This is a genomic window from Cupriavidus sp. SS-3 (assembly GCF_035818815.1).
Lineage (GTDB): Bacteria > Pseudomonadota > Gammaproteobacteria > Burkholderiales > Burkholderiaceae > Cupriavidus > Cupriavidus taiwanensis_C.
In genome coordinates this window covers 81,108-106,267 of the sequence record NZ_JAYLVT010000003.1, presented here as the reverse complement: position 1 = coordinate 106,267, position 25,160 = coordinate 81,108, and the positions used below count along the sequence as shown (strand labels likewise).

Here is a 25,160-nt window from a genome sequence, read left to right as displayed (position 1 = left end):
GGGGAGCAAACCAGCGGTAGGCGACCGCTCCTTACATCACCTTGTCCGGCTTGCCTTCATTGCCCGCGATGAACGGGCTCCACGGCTGCGCGCGCACCGCCTTCGGCGTCTTCCACACCACCGCGAACTGGCCGTCGCCCTTGACCTCGCCGATCATCACCGGCTTGTACAGGTGGTGGTTCTCGCCCATGGTCAGGGTGAAGCCGTCCGGCGCCTTGAAGGTCTGGCCGTACATCGCGGCGCGCACCTTGTTGGTGTCGGTGCTGCCGGCCTTCTTCACCGCCTGCGCCCACATGTGGATGCCCACGTAGGTGGCTTCCATCGGGTCGTTGGTCACGCGCTTGTCGCCGCCGGGCAGGTTGTTGGCCTTGACCCAGGCGGCCCACTGCTTGCGGAAGGCGTCGTTCTCGGGGTTCTTGACCGACATGAAGTAGTTCCACGCGGCCAGGTGGCCCACCAGCGGCTTGGTGTCGATGCCGCGCAGTTCCTCTTCGCCGACCGAGAACGCCACCACCGGCACGTCCTTGGCCTTGAGCCCGGCGTTGCCCAGCTCCTTGTAGAACGGCACGTTGGAATCGCCGTTGATGGTGGAGATCACCGCGGTCTTGCCGCCCTGCGAGAACTTCTTGATATTGGCGACGATGGTCTGGTAGTCGCTGTGGCCGAACGGGGTGTAGACCTCTTCGATGTCCTTGTCGGCCACGCCCTTGCTCTTCAGGAAGGCGCGCAGGATCTTGTTGGTGGTGCGCGGGTAGACATAGTCGGTGCCGAGCAGGAAGAACCGTTTGGCGCCGCCGCCCTCCTTGCTCATCAGGTATTCCACCGCGGGAATGGCCTGCTGGTTGGGCGCCGCGCCGGTGTAGAAGACGTTCTTCGACATCTCTTCGCCTTCATACTGCACCGGGTAGAACAGCAGGGAGTTGAGCTCTTCGTAGACCGGCAGCACCGACTTGCGCGACACCGAGGTCCAGCAGCCGAAGGTCACCGCGACCTTGTCCTTGCTGACCAGCTGGCGCGCCTTCTCGGCGAACAGCGGCCAGTTGGAGGCCGGGTCCACCACCACCGGTTCCAGCTTGCGCCCGAGCACGCCGCCGCTCTTGTTGATCTCGTCGATGGTCATCAGCGCCACGTCCTTCAGCGACGTTTCGGAGATCGCCATGGTGCCGGACAGCGAATGCAGGATGCCGACCTTGATCGGCTCCTTGGACTGCGCCAGCGCCAGCGGGCTGGTACCGATCATCGCCGCGGCGGCTATCGCCGACAGCTTCAGCATGTCACGTCGTTGCATTTGCAGCTCCCGTTTGTGGTGTTGGTCAGGGACTACGCTCCCCGGGGTGATGCATCTGCAACTAGCGTGCCACGGCGATATCGCCCGCGCGGCGCGGCCACAGGCGGTGCGGGGGCCCAGGCACCGCCCGCCTGGCGCGTCCGCACCATCACCGTGCAGCGAATCAGCGCACTGCGACAGTGCGTGCCGGCCGGCGCGGCCGATCCCGGTGCATGGCGCACATTGCCGGAACCGGCTTGCGCCACCGTGGCGCCATTGGCAAGGGCCGGCGTGCCAGCGCACTCGCCGGCGTCGATTAAGCGGGCGCTTAAACCCGGATTCGAATGCATGTAAATCCGTACATTCAATGATTAAGGCCGGCGCGCCGCGGCACTACGGTGAAAGATGGCCGCGGTCCCGCCTGACGACCCGGCCGTGGCATTTCCCGGACCCACATAAAAGGAAGGAGAAACCATGCCGTACGCTGCCGACCCCCACGCATCCCCCGCCGAGCCGCAGCCGCAGCCGCGCGCCACCCCGTACTGGCGCCCGCGTCGCGGCAAGCTGGCCCTGGCGGCGCTGGCGCTGACCCTGGGCGCCTGCGGCGGCGGCGACGATCCCCCGCCTCCGCCCCCGCCACCGCCGGTCACGCCCACTGCCGGCTGCGAACTCGATGGCAGTACCGGCGGCCAGGCGGTAGTGCTGCCGGGCGACCCCAACGCGCCGGAGCAGGCGACCGGCTATGCGCCCAAGGTCACGGTCTACAGCAAGACCTATATGGCGGTGACCAACAACCCGGTCTCGACCAAGGCGGCGTGCGACGTGCTGAAGGCCGGCGGCACCGCGATCGACGCCGCGGTGGCGGCGCAGATGGTGCTGAACCTGGTCGAGCCGCAATCGTCCGGCATCGGCGGCGGTGCCTTCATCCTGCATTACGACGCGACGACCCGGCAGCTCACCGCCTACGACGGCCGCGAGACCGCGCCGGCCGCCGCCGACGAGAACTACCTGCGCTGGAAGTCCGCGGCCGACCCGACCACGCCCCTGCCCAATGCCCAGCGCAGCGGCCGCTCGATCGGCACCCCGGGCACGCTGCGCGTGCTCGAGCTGGCCCACCGCGACTACGGCAAGACTGCCTGGAAGGAACTGTTCGCGCCGGCGATCAAGCTGGCCACCGACGGTTTCGCGATCCCGCCGCGCATGGCCGCCGCGATCTCCGACAGCGCCACCGTCGCCAATATCAAGCGCGATCCGGAGATGGCTGCCTACTTCCTGAATCCCGACGGCACCCCGCGCGCGGTCAACACCGTGCTGCGCAACCCCGCGCTGGCGGCGGTCTTCAGCGCCGTCGCCGCGGACGGCGCCGACGCCTTCTACAAGAACGGGCCGATCGCGCAGGCCATCGTCGCCAAGATCCAGACCACCTACGACGGCAACACCACGCCGGGCGTTACCACGCTGGACGACCTGGCCAACTACCAGGCCAAGAAGCGCACGCCGGTGTGCACCACCTACCGCCAGTACGAGGTATGCGGCATGCCGCCGCCGTCGTCGGGCGGGATCGCGGTGGCGCAGATCCTGGGCATCGTCGAGAACTTCGACATGGCGGCGCACAAGCCCACGCTGGTCGACCAGAACGGCGGCCGGCCCAGCGTGCTGGGCGCCCACCTGATGGGCGAAGCCGGCCACCTGGCCTATGCCGACCGCAACAAGTACGTGGCCGACACCGACTTCATCCCGTTGCCCGGCGGCACCCCGGACACCATGCTGAACAAGCCCTACCTGAGCCAGCGCGCCAGCCTGATCAGCACCACCGGCTCGATGGTCACGCCGGTGGCGGCGGGCAACCTCGGCGACGTGCCGCTGGCGCCGTCGATGGTGGAGGAGCGCGGCACCACGCACCTGTCGCTGCATGACAAGTACGGCAACGTGGTGGCGATGACCACCACCATCGAGGCCGGCCTGGGCTCGTACCACATGACCAACGGCTTCCTGCTCAACAACGAGCTGACCGACTTCAATGCCGATCCGGCGCCGGGGGGCGTGCGGGTGGCCAACCGGCTGCAGCCCGGCAAGCGCCCGCGCAGCTCGATGGCGCCCACGGTGGTGTTCCAGCGCAACAGCGACGGCTCGCGCGGCGACTTCTACATGACCACCGGCTCGCCGGGCGGCGCCACCATCATTCAGTTCGTGGCCAAGACCCTGGTGGCTTCGCTGGACTGGGGGCTGGATGCGCAGCAGGCGGTGTCGATGATCGACTTCGGCGGCAATAACGCGAGCGCGGGCTCGCCCATGATCGTCGGCGGCGAGCATCCCAACGTCGACACCAGCACGCCGGCCGGCGGCCTGCCGGGCGACAACGACCCGCTGGTCAGGGGCCTGCGCAACCTGGGCCACACCGTCAATACGGCGGCGCAGTCCAGCGGGCTGAGCGCCATCATCCGCACCACCATCGGCGGCTCGGCGGTGCTGGTCGGCGGCGCCGACCCGCGGCGCGAGGGCGTGGTGCTGGGGGACACGTTCAAGCCCTGACGAAGCCGCGACCAAAGAAAAAGGGGCCCCGCGGGGCCCCTTTTTTTCGATGCCAGGACGCCGGTCCTTACATCACCATCATGTTGGCGTTCAGGTTGTGCATGATCCACAGCGAACCCGCCACCACGATCACCAGGATCAGCGCCGTGAACAGCAGCGCGATCACGTTGCTGCGCTGCTCGGACGACGAGTCCAGGTGCAGGAAATACTTCAGGTGCACGATCATCTGGACCACGGCCATGCCCAGGATGGTCCACAGGATGGTGCCCTTGTCCATGGTGCCGTCCATCACGATCTTGAACGGGATCACCGTCAGGATCACGGCGAGGATGAAGCCGATTGCGTAGCCCTTGAAGCTGGCGTGGCCGCCAGCGTGGCTGTCATGCGCGTGTGAGTCGTGGGCGCCGTGCGCCGCCGGTGCGTTGTGTTGTGCCATCACAGATGTCCCATCAGGTAGACCACGGTAAACACGCCGATCCAGACCACGTCCAGGAAGTGCCAGAACAGCGACAGGCACATCAGGCGCTTGCTCAGCGTCGGGGTGATGCCCTTCTTGCCCAGCTGCCACATCAGCACGATCATCCACAGCATGCCGCTGGCGACGTGCAGACCGTGGGTGCCGACCAGCGTGAAGAACGACGACAGGAACGCGCTGCGGCCGGGGCCCGCGCCTTCGGCGATCAGGTGGTGGAATTCGTTGATTTCCATCGCCATGAACGCCAGCCCCAGCAGGAAGGTGATGCCAAGCCAGGTCTGCACGTGCTTGAGGCTGCGGTTCTGCAGCGAGATCATCGCCATGCCGTACGTGATCGAGGAGAACAGCAGGATGAAGGTCTCCACCAGCACGTAGTTGAGCTCGAACAGCTCCTTCGCCGACGGGCCGCCTGCCAGTTCGCCGCGCAGCACGGCGAAGGCCGCGAACAGTCCGGCGAAGATGATGCAGTCGCTCATCAGGTAGATCCAGAAGCCATACACCGTATTGGCACTGGTATCGTGGTGCGCATGGTCATGGCCATGCGCGTCGGCTTTGGCCGGTGCGCCGGCCTGCGCGGGGATGCGGTCTAGGACTTGAGTCGACATGGTTCTCAGGCTTGCGAAGCAATGCGCTGCAGATGGCGCGTTTCGATCTGCTCGACCTCGGTGGCCGGCACGTAGTAGTCGATATGGTCGTCGTTGCTGCGGTGGATGAACGCCCACACCATGCCCACCAGGCCAACGATGGCCATCCACCAGATATGCCAGGTCAGGGCAAAGCCGAACACCAGGCTGAAGGCACCGATGATGAAGCCCGCGCCCGTGTTCTTGGGCATGTGGATCTTCTCGTAGCCTTCGGTCGGCAGGGTCTCGCCACGCGCCTTCATGTCGGCGAACGCGTCCAGGTCACGCACCACCGGGGTGTGCGCGAAGTTGTAGAACGGCGGCGGCGACGAGGTGGCCCACTCGAGCGTGCGGCCGCCCCACGGGTCGCCGGTCACGTCGGCCAGCTTCTTGCGGTCGCGGATCGACACCACGATCTGCAGCACCTGGAAGAAGATGCCCAGCGCGACGAACACCACGCCCACCACGGCCAGGTACAGCCACGGCGTCCAGGCCGGGTTGTCGGTATGGTTCAGGCGGCGGGTCATGCCCATCAGGCCCAGCACGTACAGCGGCATGAAGGCGAAGTAGAAGCCCACCAGCCAGCACCAGAACGAAGCCTTGCCCAGGCGCTCGTTCAGCTTGAAGCCGAACGCCTTCGGCCACCAGTAGGTGATGCCGGCCAGGTAGCCGAACAGCACGCCGCCGATGATCACGTTGTGGAAGTGGGCGATCAGGAACAGGCTGTTGTGCAGCACGAAGTCGGCCGCCGGCACGGCCATCAGCACGCCGGTCATGCCACCGATCACGAAGGTGATCATGAAGCCCAGCGTCCACAGCACCGGCGAGGTCATCTGCACGCGGCCGCGGTACATGGTGAACAGCCAGTTGAAGATCTTCACCCCGGTCGGGATGGAGATGATCATGGTGGTGATGCCGAAGAACGCGTTGACGTTGGCGCCCGAGCCCATCGTGAAGAAGTGGTGCAGCCACACGATGAACGACAGCACCATGATCGCGGCGGTCGCGTACACCATGCCCTTGTAGCCGAACAGCTTCTTGCCCGAGAACGTGGCGATGACTTCAGAGAAGATGCCGAACGCCGGCAGGATCAGGATGTACACCTCGGGGTGGCCCCAGATCCAGATCAGGTTCACGTACATCATGGCGTTGCCGCCACCGTCGTTCGTGAAGAAATGCATGCCGAGGTAGCGGTCCAGGCCCAGCAGCGCCAGGGTCACGGTCAGCACCGGGAAGGCGGCAACGATCAGCACGTTGGTGCACAGCGCGGTCCAGGTGAACACCGGCATGCGCATCAGCGTCATGCCAGGCGCGCGCATGCGCAGGATCGTCACCAGGAAGTTCACGCCGGTCAGCAAGGTGCCCAGGCCTGAGATCTGCAAGCTCCAGAGGTAATAGTCCACCCCTACGCCCGGGCTGTAGTCCAGCCCCGACAGCGGCGGATAGGCCAGCCAGCCGGTCTTGGCGAATTCACCGACGCCCAGCGAGATGTTGACCAGCATGGCGCCCGCCACGAACAGCCAGAACGACAGCGTGTTCAGGAACGGGAAGGCCACGTCGCGCGCGCCGATCTGCAGCGGCACGACCAGGTTCATCAGGCCGGTCATCAGCGGCATGGCCACGAAGAAGATCATGATCACGCCATGGGCGGTGAAGATCTGGTCGTAGTGCTCGGGCGGCAGCACGCCGGTGGCGCCATTGGTGGCCAGCGCCAGCTGGGTGCGCATCATGACCGCGTCGGCAAAGCCGCGCAGCAGCATGATCAGCGCCACCAGGCAGTACATCACGCCGATCTTCTTGTGATCGACCGAGGTGAACCACTCGTTCCAGAGATAGCCCCACTTCTTGAAATAGGTGATCGCGCCCAGCAGCGCGGCACCGCCCAGGGCGACACCGGCCAGCACGACCATGATGATCGGCTCATGAAACGGAATCGCCGACAAACTCAACTTGCCAAACATCATTGCTCCCAGGATTACGCGCCCGCCGGCAGCGCAGCCGGCGTGGTCAAGGACAGCTGCTCTTCACCGAGGGTGTTGCGCGACGTGCAGATCGGGCCGCCCTTGAACCCGTCGGCGGCCAGTGCGGCGCCGCCGTGGCCCATGTACTTGTGCAGGATGTTGTGGAAGAGCTGGTCTTCCACCTTGCCGTAGTACGTGACCGGCTCCTTCTCGCTGGGTTGTGCCAGCGTCTTGTAGCCTTCGACGCCCAGTTCGGTCGACGAAGCGCGAACCTTGGCCACCCACTGGTCGAACTCGTAGTTCGACATGGCGTCGGCCTTGAACTTCATGCCCGAGAAGCCGCCGCCGCTGTAGTTGGCGGACACGCCGTCATACGAGCCGGCATGGTTGGCGATCAGGTGCAGCTTGGTCTCCATCCCCGCCATGGCGTACACCTGGCTGCCCAGTTGCGGGATGAAGAACGAATTCATGATCGAATCCGAGGTGATCTTGAAGTTCACCGGGGTGTCGACCGGGAACGCGATCTGGTTGACGGTGGCGATCTTCAGTTCCGGATAAATGAACAGCCACTTCCAGTTCAGCGCGACCACCTCGATGGTGACCGGCTTCTTGTTCGATTCCAGCGGCTTGTACGGGTCCAGGTCGTGCGAGGACTTCCAGGTGATGATGCCCAGCGCGATGATGATCAGGCACGGGATCAGCCACACCACCACTTCGATCGCGGTCGAGTGCGACCAGTCCGGCTCGTAGCGCGCCTTGGTATTGGACGCGCGGTACTTCCAGGCGAACACCAGCGTGAGCACGATCACCGGCACCACCACCAGCAGCATGAGCCAGGTGGCGATCAGGATGATGTTCTTGATGTCGACGCCGACCTGCCCTTTCGGGTCGAGCAGCGTCATGTTGCAGCCGGCCAGCAGGAGCAGGCCGAGGCAGGGCAGGAACCGCGTCCAACGCGGCAGTATGGGTTTCTTCATGTCACGACTGGTTTGGTTACACCGCGCTTTGGGCAAAAGCGTGGCTAAACCGCCTGATGCTCGCGCAAGAGGCGTGGGGCTATGGGAAAACCGGAAGGACGTGTCCTTAGCTGGCGTTGCGGTCGGGCGGCGGATCTAACGCCGGAGGACCATGCGGCCTTGCAACGCCATGAACACGGAAGGACAACTGACTGCGCGCGCTGCAGGCCCTGTGGGACCTTGCCGGCGCTGCGGCACCTGGTGGCCGAAACCGCGAACGGTCCCGGCTCAGTACAGCGGCCGGGTAGCGTTGGAATACGAGGCTTTTGCGCCTCCCGACGGACCTGCCGTCAGGGCAGGCGCGGTTTTCGGCCGGGGGGCGCAACACGTAAAACATCGTGGGCGCGACTGTACCGCAACGCAACATTGAGGGTAAACCCAACGCCACAGAACACACTGTTCATTAAAACGGACAATCTGCACATTGGTGCACCGCGTTGTCCTTGATCCACGTCAACACCACAAAAACGCAGGTAAATATGCAGAAAGCCGCGCTTCAGGCGGCTCTCCGGGATGCGACACTGCGCTGTGGCATATTGTCGCAGTGCCGCATGCGACGCCGCGGCTCAGCCGTAGCGGCGCGTGATGGACTCGGCGATGCACACCGGCCGCTCGCTGCCTTCGCGCTCCACGGTGACCTCCCAGGTGGATTGGGCGCCGACCAGTTCCGGCGACTTGGGCAGGGGGTCCAGGCGCTCGACCTTCAGCAGCTTGATGCGCGCGCGCAGCTTGCTGCCGACCGGCACCGGTGCGGTAAAGCGCACCCTGTTCAGCCCGTAGTTGACGCCGATCTTGGACGGCATGCTGAGCGCGTTGTGCATGAACCTGGGCAGCAGCGACAGCGTCAGGAAGCCGTGCGCGATCGGGCCGCCATAGGGCGATTCCTTTTTCGCGCGCTCCACGTCGATGTGGATCCACTGGTGGTCGCCGGTGGCCTCGGCAAACTGGTTGACCTGTTGCTGGGTTACCTCGATCCAGTCGCTGACCGCGACTTCCTGGCCCTGCAGCCCTTCCAGTTCTTCCAGCGTTGCGATGGTACGCATGTCGATCGTCTCCTCGTGACGGTTAAGTGTGGTTAGGCGGGCCGGCGGCCGTACATGCCCATGCCCTTGACGGTGCACACCAGCTCGCCGCGCTGGTTGGTGGCCTCCCACTGGGTATGGACCACGCCGCGGTCCGGCTTGGACTGCGACGGCCGGCTGTCCAGCACGTTCAGCACCACCGTCAGCGTGTCGCCGGCATAGACCGGCTTGAGCCAGCGGATCTCGTCGACGCCGGGCGAGCCCATGCTGGCCGACTTGCCGGTGGTGCTCAGCACCAGCAGGCGCATCATGATCGAGCACGTCATCCAGCCGCTCGAGATCAGCCCGCCGTAGATGCTGTTGGCGGCGGCTTCCTTGTCGATATGGAACGGCTGCGGATCGTACTGGCGCGCGAAGTTCAGGATCTCTTCCTCGGTGACGAGGTAGGAGCCCAGCTCGCGGCGGCTGCCGACTTCAAAATCCTCGAAATACAGCATGGGGTGTCTCCGTTGTGAATGCGGTTGACTTGTCCGCACGATGATCGCATGGCAGGCCGGCGCGCGCGTCCGTATTTGCCGAACCCGCCCCTAACAGCGCGCAAAGAAAAAAACCGCGCCTGGACTGCAGCGCGGTTTTGACTGGGCCGACGGGATCAGGCAGCTTCCTGGAACCCCGGCTGGGCGGCAAACCTGCCCAGGTGATGATCCACGTCGCCGAAGGTGGTGTTGATCATGGTCAGCCGCTTGAACATGTGCGCGGCCGGCAGTTCGTTGGTCACGCCCATGCCGCCGTGGATCTGCACCGCCTCCTGGCCCACCGTGCGGGCGGCCTGCCCCACGCGCGCCTTGGCGGCGGACACGTAGCGGCGGCGCTGTTCCGGCGTCGCCTCCTCGAAGCGCGCCGCGGCCAGCAGCGTGATCGAGCGCGACTGCTCGGCGTGGATGAACATCTCGACCATGCGGTGCTGCAGCGCCTGGAAGCGCGCGATCGGCTGGCCGAACTGCTGGCGCGTCTTGGCGTATTCCAGCGTCGCGGCGTTGAGCGTGTCCATCACGCCTACTGCCTCGGCGCACAGCAGCACTGCGGCGTAGTCGGCCACCTGCTCGACCAGCGCGAAGCCCTTGCCGGCTTCGCCCAGCAATTGCGCGGGCGCATCCTGGAAGGTGATATCGGCGGCGCGCAGGTTGTCGATGGTGCGGTAGTCCCGGATGCTGACGCCCGCGCCCTTCGCATCGACCAGGAACAGCGAGATGCCATCCTGGTCGGCCTCGGCGCCGCTGCTGCGCGCCGACACGACCAGCCGGTCGGCCTGGCCGCCGTGCACCACCACGGTCTTGCGGCCGTTGAGCTTGCCGTCGCGGGCGGTGACGCGCACGTGGTTCAGCTCATAGCGCGCCTGCGGCTCGTTGAACGCCACCGCCAGCTTCAGCTCGCCGCCCGCCACCTGCTCCAGCAGCGCGTCCTGGCCGCCGGCCAGGCCCAGCGCGTAGGCGCCCGCCACGGTCGCCAGGTAGGGCTCGACGATCAGGCCGCGGCCCAGTTCCTGCTGCACCACCATCATGTCCAGGGCCTTGCCGGCAAAGCCGCCCTGCGCTTCCGGCACCGGCAGCGCGGTCAGGCCCAGTTCGGCCAGCGCGCCCCATGCGGTCTCGCCGTAGCCGGCGGTGCTCTCATAGTGCTTCTTGCGCTCTTCGAAACCGTAGTCCTTGTCGATGAAACGGCGCACGGCGTCGGCCAGCTGCTTCTGTTCGTCGCTGAGATTGAAGTTCATGATGCGTGTCTCCTCACAGCCCCAGAATCATCTGGCTGATGATGTTCTTCTGAATTTCGTTGGACCCGCCGTAGATGGAGGTCTTGCGATAGTTGAAGTAGTACGCGGCCAGCGGCGCGGCGTCGTCGTAGCCGGTCACGGCGTGCTCGGTCTCGCACTCCAGGTAGGCGGTGTCGAACGGCTGCGCGTACGGGCCGACGGCCTCGACCATCAGCTCGGTCAGCAACTGCTGGATCTCGGTGCCCTTGATCTTCAGCATCGAGGCCTCGGGGCCGGGGCCCTTGCCCGCGGCTTCGCTCGACACCACGCGCAGCACGGTGATCTCCAGTGCCATCAGCTCGATCTCGAGCGCGGCGACCTTGGCGCCGAACACCGGATCTTCCAGCAGCGGCTTGCCGTTCTTCTGCTGCTGGCGCGCCACGCGCTTCAGGAAGCCCAGCTCGCGCTTGGAATTGCCGACGCGGGCGATGCCGGTGCGCTCATGGCCGAGCAGGTACTTGGCGTAGGTCCAGCCCTTGTTTTCTTCGCCGACGCGGTTCTCGACCGGCACCTTGACGTTGTCGAAGAAGACTTCGTTCACCTCGTGCTCTTCGTCGAGCATGATGATCGGGCGCACGGTGATGCCCGGGGTCTTCATGTCGATCAGCAGGAACGAGATGCCCTCCTGCTTCTTGGCCTCGGGATCGGTGCGGACCAGGCAGAAGATCATGTCGGCGTGCTGGCCGAGCGTGGTCCAGGTCTTCTGGCCGTTGACGATGTAGTGCTTGCCGTCGGACGTCAGTTCCGCGCGGGTCTTCAGCGAGGCCAGGTCCGAACCCGAGCCCGGCTCCGAATAGCCCTGGCACCACCAGTCGGTGCAGTCCAGGATGCGCGGCAGGTAGTACGACTTCTGCTGCTCGTTGCCGTACTTCATGATCACCGGCGCGACCATGGCCACGCCGAACGGCAGCACGCCGGGCGCACCGACGCGGGCATTCTCCTCGTCCCAGATATGGCGCTGGGTGGCGTTCCAGCCGGTGCCGCCGTACTGCACCGGCCAGTGCGGCGCCGACCAGCCCTTGCCGGCGAGCAGCTTGTGCCAGCGCACCAGGTCATCGCGGTTCGGACGGCGGTGGTTGAGAATCTTGCTGCGGATGTCCGCCGGCAAGTTGGCTTCGAGCCAGCTACGCACTTCCTCGCGGAAGGCATCGTCGGACGCCGAGTAGTTGAGATCCATGCCCGTCTCCAGTGGTGCCGGCATGGCGCGGGCCGCCGGCGGTTTGTTCTGCCTGCGCGTCATGCGCCGACAGCAACGGGCACAGGACGCAATTCAGTGAGCCGTCTGCTTCAGCGCATCCGGCACCACGAGCGGAAAAGTCTCGATGCCCTCGTCGGCCAGCGCCTGCACCTCCTCCGGCGAGGCCGAACCGCGGATGCCGCGTTCCGGCGCCTCGTCATAGTGCATGCGCCTTGCCTCCTCGGCAAAGCGATCGCCAACGTCCTCGGTCTGCGCCAGCACCTGCTTCACTGCCTTCATATAGAGCGCTTGCAGTGTCACCGGTGCGGCAGCCGGCGGCGCCGGCCTGGCCTTGCCCTCGCGCGCGGTCGCGCCCGACAGGTTCAGGCGCGGCGCGCTGGGCAGCCGGGTCACGGCGTGGTCGCCACAGACCGGGCATTGGACGAGGTCACGCGAAATTTGCGACTGCGCCTCTTCCTCCGAGGCAAACCAGCCCTCGAAACGATGGTCATGCGCGCAGCGCAGGTCGAGCACCTTCATGATCTTTCCAGCCCGTCAAAAGCTATATTATCCGCGAATCCAAATTTTGTGAACGGTCGTGCTAAATTTTTTAGAACGACCGTTCGGAACTACGCTGCGGCGCCTCGCCGCGCCGGTCACCGTTGTGCCGAGCCGTACACCGGCATGGGCTGTTCGCCTGGCTGCCACGCGCCAGAGATCACTTTTTCGAGCCAGAACGCCCCGATGATGGTCTTTACGTCGGTGATGCGGCCGCTGCGCACCCAGTCTATAACCTGGCTGGCAGGCGCGATGAAGGTTTCCAGGAATTCGCCGTCATCGAGTTGCGCCTCGCCATGCGTCAGGTCGCGCGCGAGCAGGATGTCGATGAACTCGGTCGAATACGAAATGACGGGATGGATGCGCGTCAGGTAGTCCCAGCGCGCGGCGCGATAGCCGGTTTCCTCCAGCAGTTCGCGTTCGCCGCAGCGCTGCGCGCCCTCTTCGGGGTCGAGCTTGCCCGCGGGAAATTCCAGCATCACCTCGCCCACCGGGTAGCGGAACTGGCGTTCCATCAGCACGCTGCCGTCATCGAACAGCGGGATCATCATGACCGCGCCGGGATGGACCACGTACTCGCGCCCGGTCTGCTTGCCGTCGGGCAGCCTGACGATGTCCTGCTTGAGGGTAAGGAACTTGCCGCGATGGACCGTGGCCGACGCCACGCACACTTCCTTCAGTGCGTCGTCGCTCTCGTGGTTCGCGGACAGGCCGGCGGGAAGTGGGGTGCCGCGTTGGATCTTGTCGGTCATGGACGCTCCGGATCAGGCAGGGCCCGGCGCCGACAAGACCGGCTTCAGGCCGTGCGGTGTTTGACGAGGTATTGCCAGGTGAAGCCCGGGAAGGCAAACACCAGCATCATGCAGGCGGTGACGGCGTAGAACTGCCAGCCCTGCGTAAAAGTGCCGCCGAGGTTGGCTTCCACCGCGAAGCCGGCGGCACCCGCCACCCCGAACCAGACAATCAGTTCCAGCAGGCGCAGCCACAGCGGCTTGCGCGCCTGCCGCAGCGGGATCACCACGAACAGGCGCTGGTTCACGAACGGCAGGTTCGCACAGACCAGTGCCAGCAGGATGACAAACCAGCCGCTTGCGGAGGCGCTCATGTTGCGTGGCGGGTCAGGAGCCCAGGGTCGAGCGGATGGCCTGGTAGCACAGGTTCATCAGCGCGGCCGGGAACAGGCCCAGCAGGATCACCGCGGCGCCATTCACGCTCAGCATCGAGCGCAGGCCAAAGGTGGCTTCCAGTTGCTCTTCGCCGGCAGGGGCATCGAAGTACATCAGCTTGACGATGCGCAGGTAGTAGAACGCGCCGATCAGCGAGAACAGCACCGCCACCACCGCCAGCCAGGTCATGCCGGCCTTGACCACCGCGTCGAGCACGGCCAGCTTGGCATAGAAGCCCACCGTCGGCGGGATGCCCGCCAGCGAGAACATCATCACCAGCATCAGGAAGGCAAACCACGGGTTGCGGCGCGACATGCCCTTCAGGTCTTCCAGCGTCTCGGCCTCGAAGCCCTTGCTGGTGCGCAGCAGGATGATGCCGAAGGTGCCCAGCGTGGTCAGCAGGTAGGTCACCGAGTAGAACATGGCCGAGCTGTAGGCATCGGCGGCACCGTCGGCCTTGTTGGCGACCACGCCCGAGAGCAGGCCGAGCAGCACGAAGCCCATGTGCGAGATGGTCGAGTACGCCAGCATCCGCTTCAGGTTGCTCTGCACGATCGCGGTCAGGTTGCCGATCGCCAGCGAGATGATCGACAGCACCACCAGCATCATCTGCCAGTCGCTGGCCAGCGGCAGCAGGCCTTCCACCAGCACGCGGATGAACAGCGCGAACGCCGCCACCTTCGGGCCGCCGGCGATCAGCAGCGTCACCGCGGTCGGCGAGCCCTGGTAGATGTCCGGAATCCACATGTGGAACGGCGCGGCGCCCAGCTTGAACGACAGGCCGGCGACGATGAAGACCACGCCGAAGGCCAGCATGGTGGTGTTGATGCGGCCGGACTCGACCGCGCGGAACACCTCGCCCAGGTTCAGCGAACCGGTGGCGCCGTACATCATCGAGATGCCATACAGCAGGAAGCCCGAAGCCAGCGCGCCCAGCACGAAGTACTTCATGGCGGACTCGGAGGTCACGCGCGACTCGCGGCGCAGGGCCACCAGCGCGTACGACGACAGCGACAGCAGCTCCAGGCCCAGGTACAGGGTCAGGAAGTTGTTGCCGGTGATCATCACGATCTGGCCGCCCAGCGTGAACAGCGCCAGCATGTAGAACTCGCCGGCGAACATGTCGCGCTCGGCCAGGTAGCGGCGCGTATAGACCAGCGTGACGAACAGGCCGGCGGCGCAGAACGCCGACAGCACGTTGGCCATCGGGTCGATCACGACCAGGTTGGCGAACGCATAGTGCGTCTCGCCGGTGGCGGCGTTCATGCCGAACCAGGCGGTCAGCACCAGCGTGGTCAGCAGCGACAGCGGATAGGCCACGCTCTGCTTGCCCTTGCCGCGGGCCAGGTCGATCCAGTTGATCGCGGCGATGGCGATCGCCAGGAAGATGATCGGCGCCACGGGGGCGAGTGTCGAGGACGGTTGCATGTTGATATCTCTCCCCGATTACAGCTTCGACTGCGCCGCGTGCTGCAGCAGGTTGACCACGGACGGGTGCATCACGTCGGTAAAGGGCTTCGGGTGCAGGCCCATGTACAGCGTCATGATGGCCAGCAGGCCGAGCATGACGAACTCACGCTTGTTCAGGTCGACCAGCTCGCGCACGTGCTGGTGCACGACGTCGCCGAAGATCACGCGCTTGACCATCCACAGCGAATAGGCAGCGCCGAAGATCAGGGCGGTAGCAGCCAGCAGGCCGATCCAGAAGTTGAACTTGACGGCACCCAGGATCACCATGAATTCACCGACGAAGCCCGAGGTGGCCGGCAGGCCGCAGTTGGCCATCGCGAAGAACACCGACAGCGCGGCGAACTTGGGCATGGTGTTGACCACGCCGCCGTAGTCGGCGATCTGGCGCGAGTGCACGCGGTCATACAGCACGCCGATGCAAAGGAACATGGCGCCCGAGATAAAGCCGTGCGAGATCATCTGGATGATGCCGCCTTCGACGCCGATGTCGCTGAAGATGAAGAAGCCCAGCGTGACGAAGCCCATGTGGGCGATCGACGAGTACGCCACCAGCTTCTTCATGTCGGCCTGCACCAGCGCCACCAGGCCGATGTAGATCACCGCGATCAGCGAGATCGTGATGATAAACGGGGCCAGGTAGTGGCTCGCGTCAGGCGCGATCGGCAGCGAGAAGCGCAGGAAGCCGTAGGCACCCAGCTTCAGCATGATGGCGGCCAGCACCACCGACCCGCCGGTCGGCGCTTCCACGTGGGCGTCGGGCAGCCAGGTATGCACCGGCCACATCGGCACCTTGACCGCAAAGGCGACGAAGAAGGCAATGAAGATCGCGATCTGCTCGTTCATCGACAACTTGGCCTGGTGCCACTGCAGGATGTCGAACGTGCCGGTCTTGTTGTACAGGTACAGCAGCGCGACCAGCGTCAGCAGCGAGCCCAGCAGCGTGTACAGGAAGAACTTGAAGGCCGCATACACACGGTTCGGACCGCCCCAGACGCCGATGATGATGTACATCGGGATCAGCGTGGCTTCGAAGAACACGTAGAACAGCATGCCGTCGAGCGCGCAGAACACGCCGACCATCAGGCCCGACAGGATCAGGAACGAGGCCATGTACTCGGCGACCCGCTCGGTGATCACTTCCCAGGCGGAGATCACCACGATCACCGTGATGAAGGCGGTCAGCACCACGAACCACATCGACAGGCCGTCGACGCCCAGCAGGTAGTGGATGTTGAAGCGTTCGATCCAGCTCGCCTTTTCGACGAACTGCATCGCCGCGGTGGCGCGGTCGAAGTTGAACACCAGCGGCAGCGTGACGACGAAGCTGGCGATCGAGCCGAACAGCGACATCCACCGCACGAAGCCGGGGCTGCGGTCCGAGCCGAAGGCGAGGATCAGCAGGCCGAAAAAGACAGGCAGCCAGATTGAGAAAGACAGAACCATTTCTATGTTTTCCTTACTTGGTGCCTATCACTTGGTGCCGATCACGCCCGTGATCGTCAGCGTCAGCAGCACCAGCATGCCGACGATCATCGCAAATGCGTAGTGGTAGATATAGCCCGACTGCAGGTAGCGGCTGGCCGAAGCAAACGATGCCACCACGCGCGCCGCGCCGTTGACGAACAGGCCGTCGATCAGGCTCTGGTCGCCGCCCTTCCACAGGCCGGTACCAAGCAGGCGTGCGCCGCGGGCGAATACGGCCTGGTTGATGGCGTCCATGTAGTACTTGTTGTCCAGCAGCTTGTACAGGCCCGAGAAGCGATTGGCGATGGCTTCGGGAATATCCGGGCGCTTCATGTAGAAGAACCAGGACAGCACCACGCCGGCGATGGCCAGCCACAGCACGGGCGTGGTCAGCGAGTGCTGCGCCATCGCCACCCAGCCGTGGAACGCTTCCTTCAGCTCGGCCATGGCGTGGTGGTTCTCGCCGACGAAGATCACTTCCTTGAAGGCGATGCCGTTCTTGAAGAAGTTGCCGAACAGCATCGGCTCGATCGCGATGGCGCCGATGATCACCGACGGGATCGCCAGCAGCACCAGCGGCAGCGTCACCACCCACGGCGACTCGTGCGGTTTCTCGCCGGCAGCCAGGCCATGGTGATGGTCGTGCGAGACTTCCTCGTCCTCGTGGTCGCCCTCATGGTGCTGGTGCGCATGGTTCTGGCCCCAGCGCTCCTTGCCGTGGAAGACCAGGAAGTACATGCGGAACGAGTAGAACGCGGTCACGAACACGCCGGCCAGCACGGCGAAGTAGGCAAAGCCCGAACCGGCGATGTGCGACTCGGCCACGGCCTCGATGATCGAGTCCTTGGAGTAGAAGCCCGCGAAGAACGGCGTGCCGATCAGCGCCAGCGAACCCACCAGCGAGGTGATCCAGGTGATCGGCATGTACTTGCGCAGGCCGCCCATGTTGCGGATGTCCTGGTCGTGGTGCATGCCGATGATGACCGAGCCCGCGCCCAGGAACAGCAGTGCCTTGAAGAAGGCGTGCGTCATCAGGTGGAACACCGCCACCGAGTAGGCCGAGGCGCCCAGCGCGACGGTCATGTAGCCCAGCTGCGACAGCGTCGAGTACGCGACCACGCGCTTGATGTCGTTCTGGATGATGCCCAGGAAGCCCATGAACAGCGCGGTGATGGCGCCAATCACCAGCACGAACGACAGCGCGGCGTCCGACAGCTCGAACAGCGGCGACATGCGCGCGACCATGAAGATGCCGGCCGTCACCATCGTTGCCGCGTGGATCAGTGCAGAAATCGGGGTCGGGCCTTCCATCGAATCAGGCAGCCAGACGTGCAGCGGGAACTGCGCCGACTTGCCCATCGCGCCGATGAACAGGCAGATGCACGCGACCGTGATCATCATCCAGTCGGTGCCCGGGAAAACCACGGTAGCCAGCTGGTCGCGCGCGGCGAATACTTCGGTGTAGTTCATGCTGCCGCTGTAGGCCAGCAGCAGGCCGATGCCCAGGATAAAGCCGAAGTCACCGACACGGTTGACCAGGAACGCCTTCAGGTTGGCGAAGATCGCGGTCGGGCGCGTGTACCAGAAGCCGATCAGCAGGTACGACACCAGGCCCACCGCTTCCCAGCCGAAGAACAGCTGCAGGAAGTTGTTGCTCATCACCAGCATCAGCATCGAGAAGGTGAACAGCGAGATGTAGGCAAAGAAGCGGTTGTAGCCGGGATCCCCGTCCATGTAGCCGACGGTGTAGATATGCACCATCAGCGAGACGAAGGTCACCACGACCATCATCATCGCGGTCAGCGAGTCGACCAGGAAGCCGACCTCCATCTTCAGGTCGCCGATGGCCATCCACTCGTACACGGTGCCGTTGTAGCCGGCGCCGTTCATCACGTCGAGCAGCACCATCACCGACAGCCCGAAGGAAATGGCCACGCCCAGGATGGTCGAGGTGTGGGCCACGATCCGGCCGCCGCGCGACTCCGAGGAAAACAGGCCAAAAAACTTGGTACCGAACAGGCCGGCGATCGCTGAGCCGGCTAGCGGCGCCAGCGCAATCGCGAGCAGCAGGTTGGGGTTGAGCGTGGTTGCCATAGGACGCTTAGTGGTGTGCGGTCGGAGAGTCTTGGTTATCTGCGTAGTACGGCACGGATCAGTACTTCAGGGTGTCCATGTCGTCCACGTTGATCGTATCCAGGTTGCGGAACAGCACCACCAGGATTGCCAGACCGATTGCCGACTCGGCGGCGGCCACCGTAAGGATGAAGAAAACGAAAACCTGACCAGCCAGGTCGCCCAGGTAATGCGAGAAGGCGACGAAGTTGATGTTCACCGCGAGCAGCATCAGTTCGATCGCCATCAGCAGCACGATCACGTTCTTGCGGTTCAGGAAGATGCCGACGATGCTGATCGCAAACAGGATCGCACCGAGCACGAGGAAGTGGGCGAGAGAGAGCACAGCGTTTCTCCGGGCTTTAGTTCTTATTGGCGGCAGCCGCGGCTTCCGTCTGCGGGTTCTGGGCTTCGGCCTGCATCGGCACCAGGCGCACGCGTTCGTCGCGGCGCGTACGCAGCTGCGCCGACACGTCCTGGGCCTTGGTGTCCTTGCGGCGGCGCAGGGTCAGCGCGACCGCGGCGATGATCGCCACCAGCAGGATGATGCCGGCCACTTCAAAGGCGTAGATGTAGTCGGTGTAGATCAGCTTGCCGAGCGCGGCGGTGTTCGAGTACCCCGGTTCCTGCGAACCGCTGGCCACCACCGGCGCGGTGGTGCCGATGAAGTTGCGCACCAGCACGATCGCCATCTCGGCGATGATCAGCGCACCCACGATCGAGGCCATCGGCACGTAGGTCCAGAAGTCGCGGCGCAGGTGCTCGATGTCGATATCGATCATCATCACCACGAACAGGAACAGCACCATCACCGCGCCGACATAGACCAGCACCAGCAGGATGGCGAGGAATTCCGCCTTGAGCAGCATCCAGATCGCGGCGGCCGTGAAGAACGACAGCACGAGGAACAGTGCGGAATGCACCGGGTTCTTCGCAGTGATGACTTTCAGTGCGGAGAGCACCAGCACCAGCGCAAAGACATAGAAGATGGTGGTCGTGAGTTCCATGGTTCCTATCGGATCCTCTCAGGGCCGTCCGGCACAGGCCTTCCCCTTCGGGTGGCCCGCTCCCGCGGCATCCTTGCTTTGGCCCCTCGCATTGAAGGGACCGTATTCAAATTCGGTGGCAGAAGCGGCCAGGTGAGTTACGGGTGGCCGCCCTGCCGTTTGGCGCGTGCGCCGGTCAGCGATACTTGGCGTCGGCAGCCTTGGCCGCCGCGATCTGCGGCTCGTAGCGGTCGCCCACTGCCAGCAGCATGTCCTTGGTGAAGTACAGGTCGCCGCGCTTCTCGCCGTGGTATTCCAGGATCTGCGTTTCCACGATGGCGTCGACCGGGCAGGCCTCTTCGCAGAAACCGCAGAAGATGCACTTGGTCAGGTCGATGTCGTAGCGGGTGGTACGGCGCGTGCCGTCGTTGCGCACGTCCGACTCGATGGTGATGGCCAGCGCCGGGCACACCGCCTCGCACAGCTTGCAGGCAATGCAGCGCTCTTCGCCATTCGGATAGCGGCGCAGCGCGTGCAGGCCACGGAAGCGCGGCGAGATCGGCGTTTTCTCTTCCGGGAACTGGACGGTGACCTTGCGCGCGAAGAGATAGCGGCCGGTCAGCGCCATGCCCTTGAAGAGTTCCTTCAGGAGCAGGCTGTTGAAGAAGTCCTTGATGGCGAGCAGCATGACGATTGCTTCCTAGTATTTCCGCGCGGTGCGCGCTGCCGCATTGCAGCGCCGCACCGTCGCTTGGCTGTTCAGTGCCAGATGTTCCACGGCGACTTGATCCAGATCGCCACGATGATCAGCCACACCACGGTCAGCGGAATGAACACCTTCCAGCCCAGGCGCATGATCTGGTCATAGCGGTAGCGCGGGAACGAGGCACGGATCCAGATAAAGACCGACAGCAGCAGGAAAACCTTGACCAGCAGCCAGAAGAAGCCGGGGACCGCGTTGGTGACCACGCTCGAGAACGGAGGCGCCCAGCCGCCCAGGAACATCAGCGCGGTCATGGCCGAGATGATGATCATGTTGATGTACTCGGCCAGGAAGAACAGCGCGAAGCCCATGCCCGAATACTCGATCATGTGGCCGGCCACGATTTCCGATTCGCCTTCCACCACGTCGAACGGGTGGCGGTTGGTTTCGGCCACGCCCGAGATGAAGTAGACGCCGAACATCGGCAGCAGCGGCAGCCAGTTCCACGACAGGATGTTGATGCCCATGTCGGCGAAGTAGCCCGTGTTCTGGCCGTTGACGATGGCCGACAGGTTCAGGCTGCCGGCAACCATCAGCACCGTCACCAGCGCAAAGCCCATGGCGATTTCATACGACACCATCTGTGCCGCGGCACGCATGGCGCCGATAAAGGCGTACTTGGAGTTCGAGGCCCAGCCGGCCAGGATCACGCCGTAGACGCCGACCGAGCTGATCGCCATCACGTACAGCAGGCCGGCGTTGACGTCCGCCATCACCACTTCGGCCTGGAACGGAATCACGGCCCAGACCGCAACGGCAGGCATCAGCACCATCAGCGGCGCGATCAGGTACATGCCGCGGCTGACCTGCGTCGGCATCATGACTTCCTTGAGCAGCAGCTTCAGCACGTCGGCGATCGGCTGCAGCAGGCCCAGCGGGCCGACGCGGTTCGGGCCCAGACGCACGTGCATCCAGCCGATCAGCTTGCGCTCCCACAGGATCAGGTAAGCCACGCACAGCAGCAGCGGCACCACGATCAGCACGGCGCGGATCAGGATCCACAGCGGCGTCCAGTACGCGCCCAGTACGCCCTGCCCTTGCGAGGTAATCCAGTCAATCATGTCTTCTTCTCGCTCTTGTTCTTACGCCGTGACGGCGGCGCCGGTGTTGGCCGGAGCCAGGTCGATGGCCTTCTCTACGGTGACCGTGCCGAACATGCCGCCCAGGCCGATGGCCGCCGGCGTTGCCGCCGGCACGCGCACGGTGTTGGCCGGCAGCGTGGCTTCGAGCACGGCCGGCAGCACCACGCTGCCCTGCCCTTGCGTGACGCGGACCGGGTCGCCCGACTGGATGCCCAAGCGGGCAAACAGCTCGGCCGGCAGCGCGATCTGCATGGCGCGGCGCGCGGCGGCGGTCAGCTGCAGCGAGTCGGCGCGGCGCACGATCGGGTCGGCGTGGTAGATCGGCACGTCGGCGATGCGTTCGATGCCGTTGGCGGCAGCGGCGGCAACGCGGATAGGCGCCTCGGTGGCGTTATCCAGCTGTCCCTCGACCGGGGCCGACAGCGCTTCGGCACGGACCGACTCGGCGGTTTCGTAGTCGAATCCGGCGACGTCCAGCAGGTTGCCCAGCACGCGCAGCACCTTCCAGCCCGGGCGCGACTCACCCAGTGCGCGAACCACGCCGTTGAAGCTCTGTGCCTTGCCTTCGCAGTTGACGAAGGTGCCCGAAGTTTCGGTGAACGGCGCTACCGGCAGGATCACGTCGGCGTACTGCATGGCAGCTTCCGAACGGAACGGCGACAGCACCACCACCGTGTTGGCCTGCGACAGCGCAGCCAGGGCCTTGCCCGGATCGGCGGTGTCGAATTCCGGCTCGGTGTTCAGCAGGATGTAGGCCTTGCGCGGCGTGTCCAGCATTGCCTGCGCGTTGGCGCCGCCTTGCTTCGGCAGCGCGCCGGCGATGTAGCCGCCGACGGTGTTGGCCGCTTCGGTCAGGAAGCCCAGCGTCGCGCCGGTCTCGGTGGCGATCCACTGTGCCAGCGCATGCAGCGCCGAGAACTGCGGATGACGCACCGCCTCGTTGCCGAGGAACACGGCACGGCGCTCGCCTTGCAGCAGCGCTTCTGCCGTCTTGGCGGCAACCTCGCCACCATCGAAGCCATCGGTGCCGGCCGGCGCGGCAATGCCCTTGGCGGCGGCCACGGCACGGGCCACGCCGGCGAGTGCGGCGGTCCAGCCGGACGGCGCCACGTCGATGCGGGTCGCGGGCATCAGCAGGTCTTCACCGCCAGCACCCAGCACGGCCACGCGGGCGCCCTTCTTGGTCGCCTGGCGCAGGCGCGAGGCCAGCAGCGGATGGTCCTTGCGCAGCGACGAGCCGATCACCAGCACGCGCTGCAGCGCGGTGACGTCGGCCACCGGCAGGCCCAGCCACGGCGCGCCCTTCAGCGCGCCCGAGAAGTCTGACTGGCGCAGGCGGAAGTCGACGTTGTCGCTGCCCAGGCCGCGCACCAGCTTGCCCAGCAGGAACAGTTCTTCCAGCGTGCTGTGCGGGCTGGCCAGCGCGGCGATCTGGTCGGCGCCATGCTCGCGCTTGATGCCGGCCAGGCCATTGGCCACGTATTCCAGCGCGGTCTGCCAGTCGGTTTCCATCCATTCGCCGCCTTGCTTGAGCAACGGGCGGGTCAGGCGGTCGGCGCTGTTCAGGCCTTCATACGAGAAGCGGTCCTTGTCGGAGATCCAGCACTCGTTGATGTCTTCGTTTTCCAGCGGCAGCACGCGCATCACGCGCTGGTTCTTGGTCTGGACCACCAGGTTCGCGCCCAGGCCGTCGTGCGGCGACACCGACTTGCGGCGGGCCAGTTCCCAGGTCCGGGCCGAGTAGCGGAACGGCTTGCTGGTCAGCGCCCCGACCGGACACAGGTCGATCATGTTGCCCGACAGTTCCGAGTCGACGGTCTTGCCAACGAAGGTGGTGATTTCCGAGTGCTCGCCGCGGCCCAGCATGCCCAGCTCCATCACGCCGGCCACTTCCTGGCCGAAGCGCACGCAGCGGGTGCAATGGATGCAACGGGTCATCTCCTCCATGGAGATCAGCGGGCCCACGTTCTTGTGGAACACCACGCGCTTCTCTTCCTTGTAGCGCGACTCCGAGGCACCGTAGCCCACGGCCAGGTCCTGCAGCTGGCACTCGCCGCCCTGATCGCAGATCGGGCAATCCAGCGGGTGGTTGATCAGCAGGAATTCCATCACGGACTTCTGCGCCTTGACCGCCTTCTCCGAATTGGTGAAGACCTTCATGCCGGGGGTCACCGGCGTGGCGCAGGCAGGCAGCGCCTTCGGGGCCTTCTCGACCTCGACCAGGCACATGCGGCAGTTGGCCGCGATGGACAATTTGCGGTGGTAGCAGAAGTGCGGGATGTAGGTGCCCAGCTTGCGGGCCGCTTCCATCACCAGGCTGCCCTCAGCAACCTCAACCTTCTTGCCGTCGATCTCTAGTTCAACCATGTTCTGCCACGCTTAGATGTAGGCCGGAACCATGCACTGCTTGTGTTCGACGTGATATTCGAACTCTTTCCAGTAGTGCTTGAGCATGCCGCGGACCGGCATCGCCGCGGCATCGCCGAGCGCGCAGATGGTGCGGCCCATGATGTTTTCCGCGACGTTGTTGAGCAGGTCCAGGTCTTCCTGGCGCCCTTCTCCGTGTTCGATGCGATTGACCATGCGGTACAGCCAGCCGGTGCCTTCGCGGCACGGCGTGCACTGCCCGCACGATTCCTCAAAGTAGAAGTACGACAGGCGCAGCAGCGAGCGGACCATGCAGCGCGTCTCGTCCATCACGATCACCGCGCCCGAGCCCAGCATCGAGCCGGCCTTGGCGATCGAGTCGTAGTCCATGTCGGATGCCATCATCAGGTCGCCCGGCACCACCGGCGCGGACGACCCCCCCGGGATCACCGCCTTGATGCGCTTGCCGCCGCGCATGCCGCCAGCCAGTTCCAGCAGCTTGGCGAACGGCGTGCCCAGCGGGATCTCGTAGTTGCCGGGGCGCTCGACGTCGCCCGAGATCGAGAAGATCTTGGTGCCGCCGTTGTTCGGCTTGCCCATCTTCAGATAGTTCTCGGGGCCGACGGCCAGCAGGAACGGCACCGCGGCGAAGGTCTCGGTGTTGTTGATGGTGGTCGGCTTGCCGTACAGGCCGAAGCTGGCCGGGAACGGCGGCTTGAAGCGCGGCTGGCCCTTCTTGCCTTCCAGCGATTCCAGCAGCGCGGTTTCCTCGCCGCAGATGTAGGCGCCGTAGCCGTGGTGGGCGTGCAGCTGGAAGCTGAAGCCCGAGCCCAGGATGTTGTCGCCCAGGAAGCCGGCCGCACGCGCCTCTTCGAGGGCTTCCTCGAAGATCTTGTACTCGTTCCAGATCTCGCCGTGGATGTAGTTGTAGCCCACGGTGATGCCCATCGCGTACGCGCCGATGGCCATGCCCTCGATCAGCGAATGCGGGTTGTAGCGAATGATGTCGCGGTCCTTGAACGTGCCGGGCTCGCCTTCATCGGTATTGCAGACCAGGTATTTCTGACCCGGGAACGTGCGCGGCATGAAGCTCCACTTCAGGCCGGTCGGGAAGCCCGCGCCGCCGCGGCCACGCAGGCCCGAGGCCTTGACGTCGGCGATCACCTGCTCGGGCGGGATCTTCTCGGTCAGGATGCGCTTCAGTTGCTGGTAGCCGCCACGCTTGACGTAGTCTTCCAGGTGCCAATTCTTGCCGTCCAGGCCGGCCAGGATCAGCGGCTGGATATGGCGGTCGTGCAGACTGGTCATG

General features: G+C 64.9%; 22 protein-coding genes. 1 reads left to right on the top strand and 21 read right to left on the bottom strand.

Annotation, left to right across the window (positions count from 1 at the left end; genetic code table 11):
• Window positions 1–31 precede the first annotated feature (31 nt).
• On the bottom strand, window positions 32–1,288 hold the full coding sequence (urtA, locus tag U9J39_RS06395) for an urea ABC transporter substrate-binding protein (protein ID WP_115679837.1): 1,257 nt from the start codon (window positions 1,286–1,288) through the stop codon (window positions 32–34).
• Between the two features lie 453 nt (window positions 1,289–1,741).
• On the opposite strand from urtA, the gene U9J39_RS06390 reads away from it, so the two are divergent.
• Complete coding sequence (locus U9J39_RS06390) at window positions 1,742–3,799, top strand: gamma-glutamyltransferase family protein (RefSeq protein WP_326346770.1); 2,058 nt, start codon at window positions 1,742–1,744, stop codon at window positions 3,797–3,799.
• Window positions 3,800–3,866: 67 nt separating this feature from the next.
• Here the strand turns inward: U9J39_RS06390 and cyoD are convergent, their stop codons facing one another.
• The 20 genes from cyoD to nuoF form a co-directional block, all read right to left on the bottom strand.
• A complete protein-coding gene (gene cyoD, locus U9J39_RS06385) occupies window positions 3,867–4,235 on the bottom strand; it encodes a cytochrome o ubiquinol oxidase subunit IV (RefSeq protein ID WP_012352352.1) in 369 nt (122 codons plus the stop codon).
• Window positions 4,235–4,879, bottom strand: coding sequence for a cytochrome o ubiquinol oxidase subunit III (gene cyoC / locus U9J39_RS06380; protein WP_115708793.1), 645 nt, complete (start codon window positions 4,877–4,879; stop codon window positions 4,235–4,237). Before cyoC ends, cyoD begins: the two co-directional genes overlap by 1 nt.
• A gap of 5 nt (window positions 4,880–4,884) precedes the next feature.
• Entirely contained in the window at window positions 4,885–6,858 is a 1,974-nt protein-coding gene (cyoB, locus tag U9J39_RS06375; RefSeq protein WP_116313250.1) for a cytochrome o ubiquinol oxidase subunit I, read from the bottom strand.
• Window positions 6,859–6,872: 14 nt separating this feature from the next.
• Window positions 6,873–7,835, bottom strand: coding sequence for a ubiquinol oxidase subunit II (gene cyoA / locus U9J39_RS06370; protein WP_025582408.1), 963 nt, complete (start codon window positions 7,833–7,835; stop codon window positions 6,873–6,875).
• 605 nt (window positions 7,836–8,440) lie between these two features.
• A complete protein-coding gene (locus U9J39_RS06365; RefSeq protein WP_115708790.1) occupies window positions 8,441–8,917 on the bottom strand; it encodes a MaoC family dehydratase in 477 nt (158 codons plus the stop codon).
• A gap of 32 nt (window positions 8,918–8,949) precedes the next feature.
• Window positions 8,950–9,393: a MaoC family dehydratase gene (locus tag U9J39_RS06360; protein WP_012352347.1), complete on the bottom strand. Its 444-nt coding sequence runs from the start codon at window positions 9,391–9,393 to the stop codon at window positions 8,950–8,952.
• A gap of 155 nt (window positions 9,394–9,548) precedes the next feature.
• Window positions 9,549–10,667 carry an acyl-CoA dehydrogenase family protein gene (locus U9J39_RS06355; RefSeq protein WP_115708786.1) on the bottom strand — a complete coding sequence of 373 codons (1,119 nt, stop codon included), beginning with the start codon at window positions 10,665–10,667 and terminating at the stop codon, window positions 9,549–9,551.
• A 13-nt stretch (window positions 10,668–10,680) separates the two neighbouring features.
• Complete coding sequence (locus tag U9J39_RS06350) at window positions 10,681–11,883, bottom strand: acyl-CoA dehydrogenase family protein (protein ID WP_092314032.1); 1,203 nt, start codon at window positions 11,881–11,883, stop codon at window positions 10,681–10,683.
• Between the two features lie 93 nt (window positions 11,884–11,976).
• Window positions 11,977–12,423, bottom strand: a complete 447-nt coding sequence (locus U9J39_RS06345; RefSeq protein ID WP_115708784.1) for a DUF1178 family protein — start codon at window positions 12,421–12,423, stop codon at window positions 11,977–11,979.
• Between the two features lie 116 nt (window positions 12,424–12,539).
• Complete coding sequence (locus U9J39_RS06340) at window positions 12,540–13,193, bottom strand: NUDIX hydrolase (RefSeq protein WP_326346769.1); 654 nt, start codon at window positions 13,191–13,193, stop codon at window positions 12,540–12,542.
• A 44-nt stretch (window positions 13,194–13,237) separates the two neighbouring features.
• Window positions 13,238–13,546 carry a DUF2818 family protein gene (locus U9J39_RS06335; protein WP_326346768.1) on the bottom strand — a complete coding sequence of 103 codons (309 nt, stop codon included), beginning with the start codon at window positions 13,544–13,546 and terminating at the stop codon, window positions 13,238–13,240.
• A gap of 13 nt (window positions 13,547–13,559) precedes the next feature.
• On the bottom strand, window positions 13,560–15,035 hold the full coding sequence (nuoN, locus tag U9J39_RS06330; protein ID WP_018005453.1) for an NADH-quinone oxidoreductase subunit NuoN: 1,476 nt from the start codon (window positions 15,033–15,035) through the stop codon (window positions 13,560–13,562).
• Between the two features lie 18 nt (window positions 15,036–15,053).
• Window positions 15,054–16,520, bottom strand: a complete 1,467-nt coding sequence (locus tag U9J39_RS06325) for an NADH-quinone oxidoreductase subunit M (protein WP_115708782.1) — start codon at window positions 16,518–16,520, stop codon at window positions 15,054–15,056.
• A gap of 27 nt (window positions 16,521–16,547) precedes the next feature.
• Window positions 16,548–18,635, bottom strand: coding sequence for an NADH-quinone oxidoreductase subunit L (nuoL, locus tag U9J39_RS06320; protein WP_115708780.1), 2,088 nt, complete (start codon window positions 18,633–18,635; stop codon window positions 16,548–16,550).
• A 58-nt stretch (window positions 18,636–18,693) separates the two neighbouring features.
• The gene (nuoK, locus tag U9J39_RS06315) at window positions 18,694–18,999 is read right to left on the bottom strand and encodes an NADH-quinone oxidoreductase subunit NuoK (RefSeq protein WP_029044763.1); all 306 of its coding nucleotides are present in this window, start codon (window positions 18,997–18,999) and stop codon (window positions 18,694–18,696) included.
• A gap of 16 nt (window positions 19,000–19,015) precedes the next feature.
• Entirely contained in the window at window positions 19,016–19,660 is a 645-nt protein-coding gene (locus tag U9J39_RS06310; protein WP_115706417.1) for an NADH-quinone oxidoreductase subunit J, read from the bottom strand.
• Between the two features lie 175 nt (window positions 19,661–19,835).
• A complete protein-coding gene (gene nuoI, locus U9J39_RS06305; protein ID WP_022534067.1) occupies window positions 19,836–20,327 on the bottom strand; it encodes an NADH-quinone oxidoreductase subunit NuoI in 492 nt (163 codons plus the stop codon).
• A 71-nt stretch (window positions 20,328–20,398) separates the two neighbouring features.
• A complete protein-coding gene (nuoH, locus tag U9J39_RS06300) occupies window positions 20,399–21,463 on the bottom strand; it encodes an NADH-quinone oxidoreductase subunit NuoH (RefSeq protein WP_115679827.1) in 1,065 nt (354 codons plus the stop codon).
• 21 nt (window positions 21,464–21,484) lie between these two features.
• Complete coding sequence (gene nuoG, locus U9J39_RS06295; RefSeq protein WP_326346767.1) at window positions 21,485–23,851, bottom strand: NADH-quinone oxidoreductase subunit NuoG; 2,367 nt, start codon at window positions 23,849–23,851, stop codon at window positions 21,485–21,487.
• A 12-nt stretch (window positions 23,852–23,863) separates the two neighbouring features.
• Window positions 23,864–25,159: an NADH-quinone oxidoreductase subunit NuoF gene (nuoF, locus tag U9J39_RS06290; RefSeq protein WP_115708776.1), complete on the bottom strand. Its 1,296-nt coding sequence runs from the start codon at window positions 25,157–25,159 to the stop codon at window positions 23,864–23,866.
• Window position 25,160 lies beyond the last annotated feature (1 nt).

Excerpts from the sequence above, each read along its gene's own strand:
- urtA (WP_115679837.1), bottom strand. The coding sequence starts at position 1,288 with ATGCAACGACGTGACATGCTGAAGCTGTCGGCGATAGCCGCCGCGGCG.
- U9J39_RS06390 (WP_326346770.1), top strand. The coding sequence starts at position 1,742 with ATGCCGTACGCTGCCGACCCCCACGCATCCCCCGCCGAGCCGCAGCCG.
- cyoD (WP_012352352.1), bottom strand. The coding sequence starts at position 4,235 with ATGGCACAACACAACGCACCGGCGGCGCACGGCGCCCACGACTCACAC.
- cyoC (WP_115708793.1), bottom strand. The coding sequence starts at position 4,879 with ATGTCGACTCAAGTCCTAGACCGCATCCCCGCGCAGGCCGGCGCACCG.
- cyoB (WP_116313250.1), bottom strand. The coding sequence starts at position 6,858 with ATGTTTGGCAAGTTGAGTTTGTCGGCGATTCCGTTTCATGAGCCGATC.
- cyoA (WP_025582408.1), bottom strand. The coding sequence starts at position 7,835 with ATGAAGAAACCCATACTGCCGCGTTGGACGCGGTTCCTGCCCTGCCTC.
- U9J39_RS06365 (WP_115708790.1), bottom strand. The coding sequence starts at position 8,917 with ATGCGTACCATCGCAACGCTGGAAGAACTGGAAGGGCTGCAGGGCCAG.
- U9J39_RS06360 (WP_012352347.1), bottom strand. The coding sequence starts at position 9,393 with ATGCTGTATTTCGAGGATTTTGAAGTCGGCAGCCGCCGCGAGCTGGGC.
- U9J39_RS06355 (WP_115708786.1), bottom strand. The coding sequence starts at position 10,667 with ATGAACTTCAATCTCAGCGACGAACAGAAGCAGCTGGCCGACGCCGTG.
- U9J39_RS06350 (WP_092314032.1), bottom strand. The coding sequence starts at position 11,883 with ATGGATCTCAACTACTCGGCGTCCGACGATGCCTTCCGCGAGGAAGTG.
- U9J39_RS06345 (WP_115708784.1), bottom strand. The coding sequence starts at position 12,423 with ATGAAGGTGCTCGACCTGCGCTGCGCGCATGACCATCGTTTCGAGGGC.
- U9J39_RS06340 (WP_326346769.1), bottom strand. The coding sequence starts at position 13,193 with ATGACCGACAAGATCCAACGCGGCACCCCACTTCCCGCCGGCCTGTCC.
- U9J39_RS06335 (WP_326346768.1), bottom strand. The coding sequence starts at position 13,546 with ATGAGCGCCTCCGCAAGCGGCTGGTTTGTCATCCTGCTGGCACTGGTC.
- nuoN (WP_018005453.1), bottom strand. The coding sequence starts at position 15,035 with ATGCAACCGTCCTCGACACTCGCCCCCGTGGCGCCGATCATCTTCCTG.
- U9J39_RS06325 (WP_115708782.1), bottom strand. The coding sequence starts at position 16,520 with ATGGTTCTGTCTTTCTCAATCTGGCTGCCTGTCTTTTTCGGCCTGCTG.
- nuoL (WP_115708780.1), bottom strand. The coding sequence starts at position 18,635 with ATGGCAACCACGCTCAACCCCAACCTGCTGCTCGCGATTGCGCTGGCG.
- U9J39_RS06310 (WP_115706417.1), bottom strand. The coding sequence starts at position 19,660 with ATGGAACTCACGACCACCATCTTCTATGTCTTTGCGCTGGTGCTGGTG.
- nuoI (WP_022534067.1), bottom strand. The coding sequence starts at position 20,327 with ATGCTGCTCGCCATCAAGGACTTCTTCAACAGCCTGCTCCTGAAGGAA.
- nuoH (WP_115679827.1), bottom strand. The coding sequence starts at position 21,463 with ATGATTGACTGGATTACCTCGCAAGGGCAGGGCGTACTGGGCGCGTAC.
- nuoG (WP_326346767.1), bottom strand. The coding sequence starts at position 23,851 with ATGGTTGAACTAGAGATCGACGGCAAGAAGGTTGAGGTTGCTGAGGGC.
- nuoF (WP_115708776.1), bottom strand. The coding sequence starts at position 25,159 with ATGACCAGTCTGCACGACCGCCATATCCAGCCGCTGATCCTGGCCGGC.